Raw genomic sequence first — 15,249 nt, forward strand, 5'->3', positions numbered from 1 at the left:
CGCTCCAGCAGCCACGGTGGTGCTTCAGAGCAACGTGGCGCTCGCATACCAGCGCTCGGCGCACTCGTTCTATGAGTCACCGCGCGTGCGTTCATAACTTGACTTCGCCCGCCGACGTGCGAAATGCCGCGTCGGCCGACAACACCGCAACCGGAGGTACCTCGTGACCACGGACACCCACTCCTCGCCGGCCGCACCCATCCGCGCCACGGTCTTCGTCGGTCGCTGGCCGAATGTCCCGGCCGAGGAGTTCCCCGGCGTACCGAACGGCACCTTCTCGCCCACCACGGCCACGCTCGTGAGCGGCGCCACCGAGGTGGTCCTGATCGACGCGCTCTACCTCAAGGACGACGTCCGCGACCTCGGTGACCTGATCGAGCGCACCGGCAAGAAGCTCACGACGATCTACATCACCCACGATCACGCTGATCACTACCTGGGCTTCGGACCACTCCTGGAGCGGTTCCCGGAGGCGAAGGCCGTGGCGCTGCCCCACGTGGTCGAGTCCATGAAGCAGAACATGCAGCTTCAGATCGAGCAGTGGCGCATGCTGTTCGGCGACACCTGCATCATGGCGGGGCCGCTTCCGGAGCCACTCGAAGGCGACACGCTGTACGTCGACGGATCTCCCCTGCACATCATCGAGGTGAAGCAGGCCGACATCCATCCCACGAGCATCGTGCACATCCCCGAGATCGACGTCGTCGTGGCCGGTGACTCCGTCTACAACGAGATCCACCCGATGCTCGGCCTGTCGACGCCTGATGAGTGGCAGGACTGGCTCGAGACCGTCGACACCGTGGAGAGCCTCCGCCCGCGCATGATCGTGTCCGGACACCGCAGGCCCGACGGCGACGACTACGCGGTCGAGACCATGATCGCCCAGACCCGCGCCTACATCCAGGACTTCGCGGCTGCCTCCGAGGTCGCGAAGGACGCCGAAGAGCTGGTGGCCACCATGGTGGAGAAGTACCCGCACCACGGCAACGTCTGGACGCTCCAGTTCTCCGCCGGCGAGGCGATCGCGAAGCGCGATGCTGCTGAGTGACCGAGCCTGTCACCCGAAGCCCGCACTGTTGCCTTCGCGTTGAAACGCGCCACACCACGATAGGTGACCTCACCATGAAATTCGCCTCTCTGCCCGACCGTCGCGCCGCATCCACTCCGGATGGGCCCGCGGTTGCCGACGGACGTCAGTCGCTCACCAATGCCCAGTTCCTGACCCGTGTCCGGGCTGCTGCTCGTCACCTTCAGGACCTTGGGATCGGTACTGGCGATGTCGTGGCGCTCAAGCTGAGGAACCGCGTCGAGTTCGTGTTTCTGCTGTTCGCGGCCTGGCGGCTCGGGGCGACCGTCACCCCGGTCAATCCGAGCCTGACCGAGGGTGAGGTCGCACGGCAGCTCCACGACTCGGGCGCACGCGTGCTGGTCGTCGAGGACGGCACGACCGCTGCAGGCGTCGCCACGCTGGCCGTCGACGACCTGTACGGAGAGGCGGTGGCGTCGGGTCCGACGCCGCAGCTGGACTCGACCGCGCCGGCACTCCTGATCTACACCAGCGGAACGACGGGCGTACCGAAGGGCGTGATGCTCGACCACTCCAACATCGACGCGATGGCGGCGATGGGGTGCCAGGTGATCGAGACCGGGCCCACCGACCGCTGCTTGCTGATCCTGCCGCTCTTCCACGTCAACGCCATCGTGATCAGCGTGCTCATGCCGCTGGTCGCAGGCGGCAGTGTCTTCATCACCGACCGGTTCGACCCCAAGACCTTCTTCGATCTCGTCGAGCGGGAGCGACCCACCTACTTCAGTGCCGTGCCCACGATCTACAACGTGCTCGAGGCGCTGCCGGCCGACGTTCGACCCGACACGTCCTCGCTGCGTTACGGCACGTGCGGCGCAGCACCCGCCTCCGCCGAGTTGCCGATCCGATTCGAGGCTCGGTACGGCTTCCCCATCATTGAGGGCTACGGGCTGTCCGAAGGAACCTGCTTCTCCACCGTCAACCCCGTCGCGGGTCCGCGCCGCGCAGGCACCGTGGGGGTTGCCGTCCCGGGGCAGGAGCTCCGGATCGTCGACGAGCAGGGTAACGAGCTGGCGACCGGCATGGATGGTGAGGTCATCGTGCGTGGCCCCAATGTCATGCGTGGTTATCTCGGCCGGCCGGAAGACACGACGAAGACGATCGTGGACGGATGGCTGTACACCGGCGACGTGGGCCACCTGGACGCGGACGGCTACCTGACCCTGGTCGGGCGATCGAAAGACATGATCATCCGTGGTGGCGAGAACATCTACCCCAAGGAGATCGAGGACGTCCTCACGGCTGACCCGTCTGTCCTCGAGGCCGCCGTCATCGGTGTGCCTGACGACAAGTGGGGAGAGGTGGTAGTCGCCTACGTCCAGCCGCGACCTGGTACGACCGTCCACCCCGCGGCTCTGGAAGCGCTGACTGCGCAACACCTCAGCGGCTACAAGCGGCCGACGTCGTTCCTCGTGGTCGACGCCATCCCCAAGAACGCTGTCGGCAAGATCGACAAGCCCTCGTTGCGGGCCGCTCACGCCAAAGCCCTGTCATCCCATTGACCACCAGCAGATGCTCGGTCATCGAGGGCCCGCCATCTTCGAAGGTCGGGTGGCCCGCGGGGCGAGATTCCCTCCCGCCACCCGATCGTCTTCGAAGGTGCCGGCCGGAGGGGCCGGCGTGACGCTTCAGGGGCATGCTCGTGCGGATGGACGACCGCGAGGCAAGGGGCGAGCATCTGGCGAACGGTTCTACGTCCCGCGCCGCGTCCGACCGCCGCAACTCACCACGGCCTGCGCGACCGACGACCCTGCCTGCATCTTGGCAGCGCACATTGGCCATCGCGACGCCCACGACGGGATGGCGCGGAGGCGGTCAGGAGCCGGCTCACCCAGACTGAGCGCATGCGAGCCGGTGAGACCCCCGGCAGAACTTCTGCCACCGCCGACGCCCGATCGGACGAGCTGTCTCCTGATCCGGATCGGTGGTGGGCCTGGACGTGATCGCCCTCGCGCAGCCGATGGTGTCTTGGACACCACGATCGTGAACATCGCTCTGCCCTCGGCCCAGCGGGGACTGGGGGCGTTCGATGACAGCCGCCAGTGAGTGATTACCGCATACACGCTCGCGTTCGGGAGTCTGCCTGCGGGCGGTCGGATCGCCGACCTGGTCGGACGCGAGCGGACCTTCCTTGTGGGCCTGGTCGGCTTCGCGGCAGCGTCCGCCCTGGCGGCGCCGCGACGGGCCCCGGCCTGCTCTTCGCGGCGCGTGCCTGCAGGGGTGCCAAGCAGCAGGGTGCTTACCCGCCCGACCGGGTGACGCTCACAGCGGCCCCGCCGGCGATGCAGGTGCCGTACCGAGCCGCTCAGCGGTGGCTGGTTGCCTGTCACGCGGGCCGCTTCGATGCCTTGGATGTTTCATCGAGGGCCTGGCCTTGAGGACGCCTGGTCTCCCGACAGCGGCGATCCAACGGCAGGCGTCCGGCGTCGCGGCCCGGCGGGATCGGCCGAGCCCCCGGTAGGCACAGTGCACGAGATCGTCACCTTTGTCGATCCGGGGCCGATAGCGATGGCGCACCGGAGCGCCAAGCGCCGCCGGGAGGCGTGGGTTCGAACTGCCGGAGCGAGGCAGGCGCACCCAGGGAGGTCTGGCAGGCCGACCATCCCCAACTCGACATCTGGGTGCTCGACTTCTCCGGGAAACCGGGGCGCCCGTGGCTGACCAAGCACGACGTAGCCGTGATGGGAGAGAGCCGCCGTCGTTCGTCAGCCTGCGGTCGCGGACCGGTGGTCGGTGCCCAGCATGGCCAGCACCAGCGTCGCGTAGCGGCGGCCGAGGCTGACGGGAGTGTGGTGGCCGCCGGGGGTGTACCAGCGGCTGACGTCGACGCCGAGGGAGAGTACCGTCAGCGCGACACCGCCCGGGTCCTCGGTGCGGAACGCCCCGGACGCGATGCCGGCCGCGATCTCGTCGAGCACCACTTCCTCGGTGCGGCGGCGGAGCCGGAGGATCTCGTCACGGTGGTCCGGCGCGAGTGCGCCGAGCTCGTACTGGACGACGCGGGCCAGCTGGTGGTGGCGGGCGTGCCAGGCGGTGTAGTCGTGAACCAGCGCCCGAAGCCGGCCGACCGCCGTCACCTCCTCCGCCAGGGCGCGTTCCACTGCGGCCAGCGCGCTGCGGTGGCCGGCGAGGCTGATCGCGTAGAGGAGGTCTTCTTTCGTGCGGTGGTGTGCGTAGACGGCCGACGGGCTCATCCCGGCGGCGGCGGCGATGTCGCGGGTGGAGGCGCCGTGGTAGCCGCGGGCGGCGAAGGCCGTGAGCGCCGCCTCGAGGATGCGCCGGGAGCCGGGGCCGGCCTCGCCCCACAGGTCGTCGGTTGCGCTGGTTGTCACGCGCCCATTCTTGCGGATCACGTCTGTCGGTCTGCTCAGCTGATGATGAGGCCGCCGTCGACGGTGAGGGTGGTGCCGGTGACGTAGCTGGAGGCGTCGGAGGCGAGGAAGACCACGGCGGCGGCGAGTTCCTCGGGTTCGCCGGTGCGGGGAAGCGGGATGCGGCGGACGATGTCGTCGATGTTGTCGGCGTCCTGACGGGCGGTCATTTCGGAGGCGAAGTAGCCGGGGGCGAGGGCGTTGACACGGATGTTCTTGCGGTGGCTCCACTGGGCGGCCAGGTCGCGGGTGAGACCGAGCATGCCCGCCTTGGAGGAGGAGTAGCCGGCCTGCGGCAGGCCGGTGTTGACCAGGCCGAGGACGCTGGCGATGTTGACGATGGAGCCGCCGCCGGTCATCACTCGGGCTGCCGCCCGGGCCATCCAGTAGGCACCCATGAGGTTGATGTCGATGATGCGCCGGAAGTGCTCCGGTGTCTCCCGGCTGGCGGGGACCGCATCGGCCACGCCGGCGTTGTTGACCAGGACGCCGACGTGGCCGAAGTCCGCGGCGGCCGCCGCGACCGCATGACAGTCGTCGGGCGAGGCGACGTCGGCCTTGACGCACAGGGCGCGGCGGCCCGCGGCCTCGACGAGGCGGGCGGTTTCGGCGAGCCGGTCGGTGCGTCGGGCGGCCAGGACGACGTCGGCCCCGGCTTCGGCGAGGGCCTGAGCGAAGGCGACGCCGAGACCGGAGGAAGCGCCGGTGACGATGGCGACGCGGTCGTCGAGACGGAAACGGTCGAGGATGTTCACAGGGGCTCCAGAGAGGTCAGATGGACAGGCCGCCGTCGACAGGCAGCACGGCACCGGTGATGTAGCCGGCCTCCTCAGAGACGAGGAAGGCGACAGCCGCGCACATCTCGCTCGGGTCGCCGAAGCGGCCCATCGGGATGCCGGCAGTCAGCTCGGCGCGCTTCTCGGCGGGGACAGAAGAGACCATGCGGGTCTCCGCGTTGGGGGAGATGGCGTTCACGGTGACGCCGAAGCGGGCGAGCTCTTTGGCGGCGGTGCGGGTGAAGCCGATGATCCCGGCTTTGGCGGTGGCGTAGTTGGCCTGGCCGATGTTGCCGTGCAGACCGGAGTAGGAGGTGACGTTGACGACCCGGCCATACCTCTGCGCGCGGAAGTGGGGGACGCACGCCCGGGTGAACCGGAAGGCGCCGCCCGCGTGAACGGCCAGTACGGCGTCCCAGTCGTCGTCGGCGAGCTTCCACAGGACGCCGTCGCGCAGGATCCCGGCGTTGTTGACCAGGACGTCGACGCGGCCGGTCTCGGCCAGCGCGGTGGCGACGACACGCTCCACGTCAGTGCTGGAGGTGACGTCCGCGGCCACCCACAGAGCGTCCAACTCCTTCGCCACCGCGCGGAGTTCGTCCTCGTCTCGGTCGACCAGGACCACGTCCGCGCCTGAAGTGCGCAGGTGGCGACCGAGTTCGAGGCCGATGCCGCGGGCTGCGCCGGTGATGATCGCGGTGTGGCCGGTGAAGTCGAAGCTGAGGTTGCCCATCGGGCGCTCCCATCCGGATAGTGGTGTCCGTGTCCAAGGGCCTTACAGGCCGAGGTCGCGGCCGATGAGTTCCTTCATGATTTCGTTCGAGCCGGCCCAGATCTTGGTGACACGGGCGTCCTGCCAGGCTCGGGCGACCCGGTATTCGTTCATGTAGCCGTACCCGCCGTGCAGTTGGACGCAGGCGTCGAGGACCTCGTTCTGCACCTGGGCGGTCCACCACTTGGCCTTGGCCGCGTCCACCGCCGAGAGCCGGCCCGTGACGTGGGCGGCGACGCACTGGTCGACGAAGGCCTGGGTCACCTCGATCTGGGTGACCATCTCGGCCAGCCGGAACTTGTTGTACTGGAAGGAGCCGACGGACTGGCCGAAGGCCTTCCGCTGCTTCACATACTCCAGCGTCTCGTCCAGGATCTGCGCGGCGTGGGCCAGGTTGAGCACGGCGGCACCGATCCGCTCCTGCGGGAGCCGCTCCATCATGTGGATGAAGCCGCGGTCGACTTCGCCGATGACGTTGGCGCCCGGGACGCGCACGTCATGGAAGAACAGCTCGGCGGTGTCGGCTTCGTGCTGACCGACCTTGTCCAGCTTGCGCCCGCGCTCGAAACCGGGCATGTCCGTCTCCACGGCGAACAGCGTGATGCCCTTGGCGCCCTTCTCCGGGCTGGTGCGAGCGGCGACGACCACCAGGTCGGCGCCGGAGCCGTTGGTGATGAAGGTCTTGGAGCCGTTGAGGGTCCAGTTCTCCCCGTCGCGTACGGCAGTGGTCCGCAGGGCCGCAAGATCGGATCCTGCCGAGGGCTCGGTCATACCGATCGCGGTGACCAGCTCGCCCGCGCAGAACCGCGGCAGCCAGCGCTCACGCTGCTCCTCGGTGGTCAGCTCGACCAGGTAGGGGGCGACGACCTCGCAGTGGATGGTGAACGAGGAGGCGAATGCCACCGACAGCCTGGCGAATTCCTCGTGCAGAACCGCGGTGAAGCGATAGTCGCCCGCCTCGCTGCCGCCGTACTGCCCCGGTATCAGCAGCCCGAGCAGTCCTTGCTGCCCAGCGGCCTTCCACGCGGCGCGGTCGATCGCCCGCTGCTGGATGAACTCCTCCTGGCGCGGCCGCAGCTCGCGCTCCACGAATGCCCGGACGGAGGTCCGGAAGGCCTCGTGGTCGGCATCGAAGACAGTACGGCGCACAGGAGCTCCTCGTCGCTCGCCGGAAATAGGAAGTAAGAAGCAGGAAGTAGGAAGTAAGCGAGTGCATAGTAACTATGCGAGCGCTTAGTTTTCTTAGGCGGGTCGATTCCGTCAACCCCGTCTGCGAGGTAGGCGGACATGACGTACGCCACGGGGGTCCTCCATCGCGCGCAGTGGAGTCCGCCGGCGGTTCCCCCATCAACTCCCAACACATCAACCGTGTTGACGGGTCTGGTTGAGCGGGGTGATGGGCGGCCATGCCCGCAGGCAGGCGCGGATCGGTGGCGTGCTCCCTCCGCAGTGCCGCCGAACGTCTGTATGCGATTGCCTCGGTCGCCGAAGGCATGCGGGAGGACGGCGGGCCGGGGCGAGGCGCTCACCGAGGTACCCGAACCAAGACGAAACGGGCAGGGGCCGTCTGGCGCGGACGTACCACGGCGAGGCGCGATCGTCCTATGGAGTACCTGTTTCGGGTGGCTACCTTGCTGACGTAATCCCTGTTCTGCCGGAGCTTGAGAGCCGCTCGCCCGGACAGAACCCACCGCCAGATCTCCGAGAAGAGCACTCAGATGCCCGAAGCCGTGATTGTGTCCTACGCCCGCTCGCCGATCGGTCGGGCGTTCAAGGGGTCGCTGAAGGAGATGCGCAGCGACGATCTCGCCACCCAGGTGATCGCTGCGGCGCTCGCCAAGGTCCCGGGACTCGACCCCGACGAGATCGGAGACCTGATCCTCGGCTGCGGTCTGCCCGGTGGAGAACAAGGCTTCAACTTGGCGCGCAACGTCGCGGTCCAACTGGGCTACGACAACCTTCCGGGCACCACGGTGACCCGCTACTGCTCATCGTCGCTGCAGACGACGCGGATGGCCTTCCACGCGATCAAGGCAGGCGAAGGTTCGGCCTACATATCGGCGGGCACAGAGGCCGTGTCCCGGTATATCAACGGCAACTCGGACTCCTGGCCGGACACGCAGAATCCCGCGTTCCGCGTCGCTCAGGCACGCTCGGCCGCCAGGCAGGCGAGCCACGAGGCTTGGACCGACCCTCGCGAGTCGGGAGTGGTGCCCGACGTGTACATCAGCATGGGTGAAACCGCGGAGAACGTTGCCTCCCTCACGGGCATCAGTCGCGAAGAGCAGGACCGGTGGGCGGTTCGTTCGCAGCACCGAGCCGAGGAGGCCATCGCGCGCGGCCACTTCCGCATGGAGATCACCCCGATCACCCTGCCCGACGGCTCGATCGTGACCGAGGACGACTGCCCGCGGCCCGGGACGACGCTCGATGCGGTCTCCGCGCTCAAGCCGGTCTTCCGTGAGAAGGGCTCCGTCACCGCCGGCAACTCGTGCCCGCTCAACGACGGAGCGGCGGCCCTCGTCATCATGTCCGATGTCAGGGCGCGTGAACTCGGCCTGCAGCCGCTGGCCCGCATCATCTCCACCGGCGTGACCGCTCTCTCGCCGGAGATCATGGGCCTCGGCCCCATCGAGGCCACCCGTCAGGCACTCGACCACGCAGGCCTGACCATGAGCGACGTCGACCTCGTCGAGATCAACGAAGCATTCGCCGTGCAGGTGCTCGGCTCTGCACAGGCGCTGCAGATCGACGAGGACAAACTCAACGTTTCGGGCGGGGCCATCGCGTTGGGCCACCCCTATGGGATGACCGGAGCGCGGATCACCGGATCGCTCATCAACAACCTTCAGGCCCATGACAAACAGATCGGCCTGGAGACGATGTGCGTCGGCGGCGGGCAAGGCATGGCCATGCTGATCGAGCGGCTCGCCTAGATCTCAGATTCTGGGTCGCCTCTGGCGGTGAACCGGCGCGCCCGCAGCCGCATTGCGCTGTTTCGGCGGCAGGTTCGTACGGCAGACGCTCGGTAATTGCGTCGGCCTTCGACTTCGTGGCTGGGGACCAAAGCTGGTGTACGGCCGTCAGTAGATCGTCCTGCAGCTCATGGCGGTGGATGCTGTCGATCAGCCGGGAGACCCCGCTGAAGAGCAGCCCTCCTCCGGCCGTCGTGACCACCTGCCGCACCGGTGTGGGCGCGGGGCCGCAGAGGACCGATCTCTCCTGGAACCAGATTGGATCAGACGCCGAAGGCACTGCGGATGACGAAGTCGAAGGCGCGGTCCGGCAGCAGCCAGCGCAGGACATGGTGGGGGCGGCCCCGAAACCCACCCGGTAGCGGGTGCGCGGGCGGCGCGCCCTGGCGATCTTGACGATGGTCTTGCCGATGACTCCTGTCCGTCGATCAGGATCGTGTCGCCCTCGAGGGGGTCGGGGACGACAGTGTTGTCCAGTGCCTGGCCGTCGAAGAACTGCCGCCACTGTTTGCGCTCAGCCTCGTTGCCTGCCTTGATCGCCGCAGCCACCGACGGCAGTGCGACCGCGCGGGCCTGCGGGAAACGCTCGAGCAGCCGCTCTCGGCGTGCGCGGACTTGGGGGTGCCCGCAGTGACGTGCAGAGCCTTGCACGCCATCACGTTCTTCTGCGTCGGGGCCGCACAGGAATGGGCGACGGTGACGCCGTTCGACGACGGTGAGGCCGAGGGCGCCGCCTGGCCGGCCGGGGCTGCCAGGGCCAGAGCAGCCGTGGCCAAAGAGGACACGGCGGTGAGGGAAACGGTTCTGCGCAACGTACTTCCTCCGAGAGGTGGGTGAACCAGGGGAGACATGCGGGTGCGCTGGACGGCCGAGACGCGTGATGCGCGTCCTGACCGGCGCAGAACCTATGAGTGGCTGGAACATGTCAACAAGAAGATCGTTGAAACTGTGACTGTCCTTTGCCGTTCCTGGTCAACTCATGTGTTGTTCCTGAGATGTCCATGGCGGAACGGTGGCGCGATCATGGGTTGACACGCCCCGGGTGAAGCGGATTTCGCGGCGCTCGAGCGACAGCTCCGCCCTCGACGAGATGGCCGCGGCCGCCCCCGGCGACACCGCCGCCATTGCGAGCGCTCTCAGCCACACCGCCTAAGGGCTGTCCCGTAACGATCTTGGCCGGTTGGGGTTAGAGCCCCCGCACACGGGTGACCGAGTCCTGATGACAGGATGATTGCCCCGACGAACCCGAGGGGCCATGTCCGTGCACACGCCTGCCGACTACCTCGAACTGGCGCGTGCCGAGAACGACAGCGCCGTTCTGCATCGACTCGCGCGTTGTCCGTACCCCTTTGTCTGGCAGGCGCTGGCCGCCAATCCCGCCACGGCGCCTGGCACTCTGCTGGAGCTGAGCACGGCCCAAGACGGTGCCTGGAACGACAACAGGCTCCTTCGCCTGCTGGCGGAGCATCCGAGCGCGAACCGAATAGTGCTGCGAGCCGTCCGTGACGCCGTGGCGGCGAAGCTCGCCGAGGGCGAACGGCCCTATGCCGCGGTGCTTGCGCTGGCAGGACGGACGGAACTTGCGGCGGCAGAAGTGCGACAACTCGGGGCTCTTCGTGGAGCTTCTGCGCGTCTGCGCAGTCGGCTTGAACAGCACCTCGAGCTCCGCACCTGATCCAATGCCCACCGCGGTCGGCTCCGGATGGAACGATCTTGCTGTGACTTCAGTGATCACGGCGTCGGAGCCGTCCTGGATAGGCCCCTTCACCGGGCTGAGCGCGCGCTGCTTCGGCAAGTTGGTGACCTCCGTGCGGCGCAAGACCGCTGCCGAGCTCCAGCGTGGGCGACCCTGGGGACTCCCGCTCGAGGACCGCATTCTGTTGGTCGCGACCTATTGGCGCACAAATTTGACGATGCGACAGATTGCTCCGCTGTTCGGCATCTCAAAATCTGCGGCGGACCGGATCATCAACCACCTCGGACCAGTGCTGGCCATGCAACCGCGCAAGCGGTTCCGCAAGGACACCGTGCTGATCGTGGACGGAACCCTGGTGCCCACCCGCGACCATACGGTGGCCGAGCAGTCAAAGAACTACCGCTACTCCACGGCCCACCAGGTCGTCATCGATGCCGACACCCGCCTGGTCGTCGTGGTCGGCCGGCCCCTGCCGGGCAACCGACACGACTCCCGCGGCTGGGAGGAGTCCGGCGCCAAGGGCGCCGTCGGCAACACCATGACCATTGCCGACGGCGGCTACCAAGGGACCGGACTGGTTATGCCACACCGTCGACGCAAGGGCGAGGAACTCCCGGCCTGGAAGAAGGAACACAACCGGTCCCACAAGCAGGTCAGGGCCCGCGTCGAGCACACATTCGCCCACCTGAAGGGCTGGAAGATCCTACGCGACTGCCGGCTCAAGGGCGATGGTGTCCACCACGCGATGCTCGGCATCGCCCGCCTGCACAACCTCACCCTCGCCGGATAGGCGAACAGAAGGGGCCCACAACCGGCCTTGCCTCTTCCGACTCGAAGATCGTTACGGGACAAGCCTTAGTCCCAGTCGAAGGCCAACAAGGCCCTGGTGGACGCCGTCCGCGAACTGGCCCATGTCACCGTGCACGACCTCTACGCCACCTACCCCGACTTCCAGATCGACGTCGACGCCGAGCAGGCACTGCTGGCCGACCACGACGTGATCGTCTTCCAGCACCCGGTGTTCTGGTACAACACCACCCCTCTGCTCAAGCAGTGGCAGGACAAGGTCTTCACCCTCGGCTGGGCCTTCACCATGGACGGCTCGCCCTCCAAGCTGGTCGGCAAGAAGGCCATCGTGGCCGTCACCACCGGCGTCCCCGCCGAGCACTACACCCCCGAAGGCGCGAACAAGACCACCCTGGAGACGCTCCTCAGCAGCTGGGAAGCGACCCTGCGGCTGTGCCAGTTCGACATCCAGCCGATGGTCAAGCTGTACGGCACCGCTTTCGGTCTCTCCGACCAGGATCTGGCCACCGCTGGCAAGCAGTACAACGAATTGCTCGCCTCCTTCGCCGCCTGACCGCACTCTCACGGCAACGGCCGCCTCGCCGATCTCGACGCAGGGGTGATGGGTCCTACCAGTCTCTGGTCGCTCGTTGCCGAGCGCCGCTGACTCGGCGTATCTGGGGTGCAGCCTCCTCAGCGGTGCTCTTCCGCGTGGGGCAGGGCTGGCATGGGTGGCGAGGGCGCTCCAGCTGGCGAGGGCCCTGACGTCGGGTGCCGGTCTGCGGCGGGCGCGATCGACCTCGTCGACGACCAGATGCGCCTGCCGTAGACAGGCGCGTGGGTTCGAAGGCGCGTCAATGTGGACATGGGGACCTCCTGGAGGTCGGTCGGAGGCCGTCAGACGGCGCCGAACTCACTTCCGGAGGTCGTCACTCGTCACGGTTGTGTGGTCCACGACTCCGCGCTCGACCGCCGCTCCTGCCCCCGCCCGGCACACTGGGGCGCGGGCGGCGTCGGTCAGCGGAAGAAGTCGAGTAGCGCCTGGGTGATGGCGTCGGGTGCTTCTTCGGTCACGAAGTGGCCGGTGCCGGGGGCGACCAGTCCGGTCACCTCGGTGGCAACTTCCCGAGTACAAGCGCCTGACAGGGCCGGGGCGGTTCACACGGCCGCTGCTAAGCGCAGTTCGGGGATGAGCGGTGCGCCGGTGGCGGCCTGGGCGAGGGCTTCGGCCAGGGCTGTGGCGTCGCGGAGGGCGGTGTTGGCACCGGCGCCACCGGCCGGGTTCATAACGCACTCGTGCCGCATCACAGGGGGACGTGACCTTGTTGAATTCGATCTTGCGGACAGTCGCGTACTTCCCCGTGCTCGGGCGCCCCTGGTTGCGGCTGGCGACTCCGCTTTTCCGGAACGTTGCACTGTGAGTGAGTCAATAACTGTGCTTGTGAGGTGAGAGTTTGCCGGACCATGCAGCGAGAGTTTTTGTCGCAATGGGTGGAGTGGAATTAGTTAACCGGCGCGGGCCGTGGCGGCGTGCTACTGTTGATCTCAGTTGCAGTTTTGGTTCCCGAAACTTCAAGAGCTCCCACTCGGCTTCGGTCGGGGAGGGCGCTTTTGTATTTTCCGGTCGTTTTCCGGGCGGGGTAATCATTGCGGCGACACGGTTTCCGCACAGTGCGGATTCCGATGTACTGCCCCGAAGGAGATATGGCATGGCTGCTGGTACCGTGAAGTGGTTCAATGCGGAAAAGGGCTTCGGCTTCATCGAGCAGGACGGTGGCGGCGCTGACGTGTTCGCCCACTACTCGAACATCGCCGCCCAGGGATTCCGCGAGCTGCTGGAAGGCCAGAAGGTGACCTTCGACATCGCGCAGGGCCAGAAGGGCCCGACGGCCGAGAACATCGTTCCGGCCTGACGCTGACGAGCACTCTGTAGCTGGGGCCCGCATCCTTCGGGGTGTGGGCCCCAGCTACACGCGTTTCCCGTGGCGAATTCATCTGCGGGACGGCTCGGAGGAATCCGCGGTCTCACCAGGCACGGCTCATCCTTCAGAGATGCAGCCCCGCCCTGAAGGGCCGCACCGCGGTCGGCACCCCGATTGTGCGTCCCTGTCACGTCACCCGTTTCAGCACCTGCGCCCGCGTGGATTTCCGTCGGCCAGATCTGCTTTCTTTTGCATTTTGCTTTTGCCGCCGGTCCATACTTGTGGTTCTCCGCGCTGCTCAACGCTGCGGGAATTCCTTGATATGTGCCACATCGAGGAAGGTTCCGCATGAACCGCACACGTACGAACGACCGCTTTGCCCGCACCCGTAATGGCAGCGCCGACGCCGGGAAGGGCGGCAGCCGCTTCGGCTCATCGGCACCGCGCCGTTCCGGCGGGCCTGTCCGTTCCGGCGGTTACGGCCGTCGGCCCGCCGCGGTGCAGGGTGAGTTCGCGCTTCCTGAGACGATCACCCCCGCGCTGCCTGCCGCCCAGGGCTTCGCCGATCTCGACATGCCCGAGCAACTGCTGGCTGAACTCGGCAGGCAGGGTGTGAGCGCACCGTTCCCGATCCAGGGTGCGACGTTGCCGAACACTCTGGCGGGCCGTGACGTCCTGGGCCGTGGGCGCACCGGTTCCGGCAAGACCCTCGCCTTCGGTCTCGCCCTGCTCGCCCGCACGGCCGGACAGCGTGCCGAGCCCCGCCAGCCGCTGGGGCTGATCCTCGTACCGACGCGTGAGCTGGCGCAGCAGGTGACCGACGCGCTCACTCCCTACGCCCGCTCGGTCAGGCTGCGGCTGGCCACGGTGGTGGGCGGGATGTCGATTGGCAGGCAGGCCGGTGCGCTGCGAGGCGGTGCCGAGGTCGTCGTCGCGACCCCGGGCCGGCTCAAGGACCTCATCGACCGTGGCGACTGCCGTCTGAACCAGGTGGGCATCACGGTGCTGGACGAGGCCGACCAGATGGCCGACATGGGCTTCATGCCGCAGGTCACCGCACTGCTGGACCAGGTGCGTCCGGAGGGGCAGCGGATGCTGTTCTCCGCCACCTTGGACCGTAACGTCGACCTGCTGGTGCGCCGCTATCTCACCGACCCCGTCGTGCATTCGGTCGACCCGTCGGCCGGTGCGGTCACGACGATGGAGCACCACGTCCTGCACGTCCACGGCGCCGACAAGCACGCCGCCACGACCGAGATCGCCGCCCGCGAGGGCCGGGTGATCATGTTCCTGGACACCAAGCACGCCGTCGACCGGCTGACCCAGGACCTCCTCAACAGCGGGGTCCGGGCCGCCGCGCTGCACGGCGGCAAGTCGCAGCCGCAGCGCACCCGCACACTCGCCCAGTTCAAGACGGGGCACGTCAGCGTGTTGGTGGCAACCAATGTGGCGGCGCGAGGCATTCATGTCGACAACCTCGACCTGGTCGTCAACGTTGACCCGCCGACCGACCACAAGGACTACCTCCACCGCGGTGGCCGTACCGCCCGCGCCGGCGAGTCCGGCAGCGTCGTCACCCTCGTGACACCCGGCCAGCGACGCGGCATGGCCCGCCTCATGTCGGACGCCGGGATCCGGCCGCAGATCACCGAGGTCCGCTCCGGCGAGGCTGAACTGAACCGCATCACCGGTGCCCAGGCTCCGTCCGGCATCCCGGTCGTCATCACCGCACCGGTGGCCGAACGCCCCAAGCGCAGCGCCTCCTCCAGGGGCCGGCGCCGCCCCTCCTCGGGAGCCCGGCGCGGGCCCGTACGCCAGTCCGTCGTCGGTGCGGCGGCCTAGAACCTTCGTGATCAGGAAGCTG

At 67.7% G+C, this 15,249-nt stretch carries 12 protein-coding genes and 2 pseudogenes; 9 read left to right on the forward strand and 5 right to left on the reverse strand.

Features of this window, described 5'->3' with window-relative positions; all coding sequences use genetic code 11:
• Positions 1-163: 163 nt before the first annotated feature.
• The 3 genes and pseudogenes from AB5J50_RS40870 to AB5J50_RS40880 form a co-directional block, all read left to right on the forward strand.
• Positions 164-1,048: an MBL fold metallo-hydrolase gene (locus AB5J50_RS40870; RefSeq protein ID WP_369263683.1), complete on the forward strand. Its 885-nt coding sequence runs from the start codon at positions 164-166 to the stop codon at positions 1,046-1,048.
• Positions 1,045-2,589, forward strand: a complete 1,545-nt coding sequence (locus AB5J50_RS40875; protein WP_369263684.1) for a class I adenylate-forming enzyme family protein — start codon at positions 1,045-1,047, stop codon at positions 2,587-2,589. The genes AB5J50_RS40870 and AB5J50_RS40875 overlap by 4 nt, the downstream gene beginning before the upstream one ends.
• A 342-nt stretch (positions 2,590-2,931) precedes the next feature.
• A pseudogene (locus AB5J50_RS40880) lies at positions 2,932-3,309 on the forward strand (MFS transporter); the annotation flags it as partial.
• A 483-nt stretch (positions 3,310-3,792) separates the two neighbouring features.
• On the opposite strand, the gene AB5J50_RS40885 reads toward AB5J50_RS40880, so the two are convergent.
• Genes AB5J50_RS40885 through AB5J50_RS40900 form a run of 4 tightly spaced genes read right to left on the reverse strand, consistent with a single transcriptional unit; the run spans position 3,793 to position 7,155 of the window.
• Positions 3,793-4,419, reverse strand: a complete 627-nt coding sequence (locus tag AB5J50_RS40885; protein WP_369263685.1) for a TetR family transcriptional regulator — start codon at positions 4,417-4,419, stop codon at positions 3,793-3,795.
• Between the two features lie 35 nt (positions 4,420-4,454).
• Positions 4,455-5,213: an SDR family NAD(P)-dependent oxidoreductase gene (locus AB5J50_RS40890; protein WP_369263686.1), complete on the reverse strand. Its 759-nt coding sequence runs from the start codon at positions 5,211-5,213 to the stop codon at positions 4,455-4,457.
• A gap of 16 nt (positions 5,214-5,229) precedes the next feature.
• Positions 5,230-5,967, reverse strand: coding sequence for an SDR family oxidoreductase (locus AB5J50_RS40895; RefSeq protein ID WP_369263687.1), 738 nt, complete (start codon positions 5,965-5,967; stop codon positions 5,230-5,232).
• Between the two features lie 42 nt (positions 5,968-6,009).
• Entirely contained in the window at positions 6,010-7,155 is a 1,146-nt protein-coding gene (locus AB5J50_RS40900) for an acyl-CoA dehydrogenase family protein (RefSeq protein WP_369263688.1), read from the reverse strand.
• Positions 7,156-7,724: 569 nt separating this feature from the next.
• Between AB5J50_RS40900 and AB5J50_RS40905 the strand changes: the two genes are divergently transcribed.
• From AB5J50_RS40905 to AB5J50_RS40920, 4 genes and pseudogenes are all read left to right on the forward strand, one after another.
• Positions 7,725-8,942 carry an acetyl-CoA C-acetyltransferase gene (locus tag AB5J50_RS40905; protein WP_369263689.1) on the forward strand — a complete coding sequence of 406 codons (1,218 nt, stop codon included), beginning with the start codon at positions 7,725-7,727 and terminating at the stop codon, positions 8,940-8,942.
• Positions 8,943-10,236: 1,294 nt separating this feature from the next.
• The gene (locus AB5J50_RS40910) at positions 10,237-10,656 is read left to right on the forward strand and encodes a hypothetical protein (RefSeq protein WP_369263690.1); all 420 of its coding nucleotides are present in this window, start codon (positions 10,237-10,239) and stop codon (positions 10,654-10,656) included.
• Between the two features lie 43 nt (positions 10,657-10,699).
• Positions 10,700-11,467: a transposase gene (locus AB5J50_RS40915; protein WP_369263691.1), complete on the forward strand. Its 768-nt coding sequence runs from the start codon at positions 10,700-10,702 to the stop codon at positions 11,465-11,467.
• 84 nt (positions 11,468-11,551) lie between these two features.
• Positions 11,552-12,037: pseudogene (locus AB5J50_RS40920) on the forward strand (NAD(P)H-dependent oxidoreductase); the annotation flags it as partial.
• Positions 12,038-12,621: 584 nt separating this feature from the next.
• On the opposite strand, the gene AB5J50_RS40925 reads toward AB5J50_RS40920, so the two are convergent.
• Entirely contained in the window at positions 12,622-12,750 is a 129-nt protein-coding gene (locus AB5J50_RS40925) for an FAD-dependent monooxygenase (RefSeq protein WP_369263692.1), read from the reverse strand.
• A 422-nt stretch (positions 12,751-13,172) separates the two neighbouring features.
• Between AB5J50_RS40925 and AB5J50_RS40930 the strand changes: the two genes are divergently transcribed.
• Positions 13,173-13,376: a cold-shock protein gene (locus AB5J50_RS40930; RefSeq protein WP_023586116.1), complete on the forward strand. Its 204-nt coding sequence runs from the start codon at positions 13,173-13,175 to the stop codon at positions 13,374-13,376.
• A gap of 357 nt (positions 13,377-13,733) precedes the next feature.
• Positions 13,734-15,227, forward strand: coding sequence for a DEAD/DEAH box helicase (locus AB5J50_RS40935; RefSeq protein WP_369263693.1), 1,494 nt, complete (start codon positions 13,734-13,736; stop codon positions 15,225-15,227).
• The last annotated feature ends 22 nt before the right edge of the window (positions 15,228-15,249 follow it).

Origin of the sequence: Streptomyces sp. R35, assembly GCF_041053035.1 — a bacterium.
GTDB classification, from domain to species: Bacteria; Actinomycetota; Actinomycetes; order Streptomycetales; family Streptomycetaceae; genus Streptomyces; species Streptomyces lutosisoli.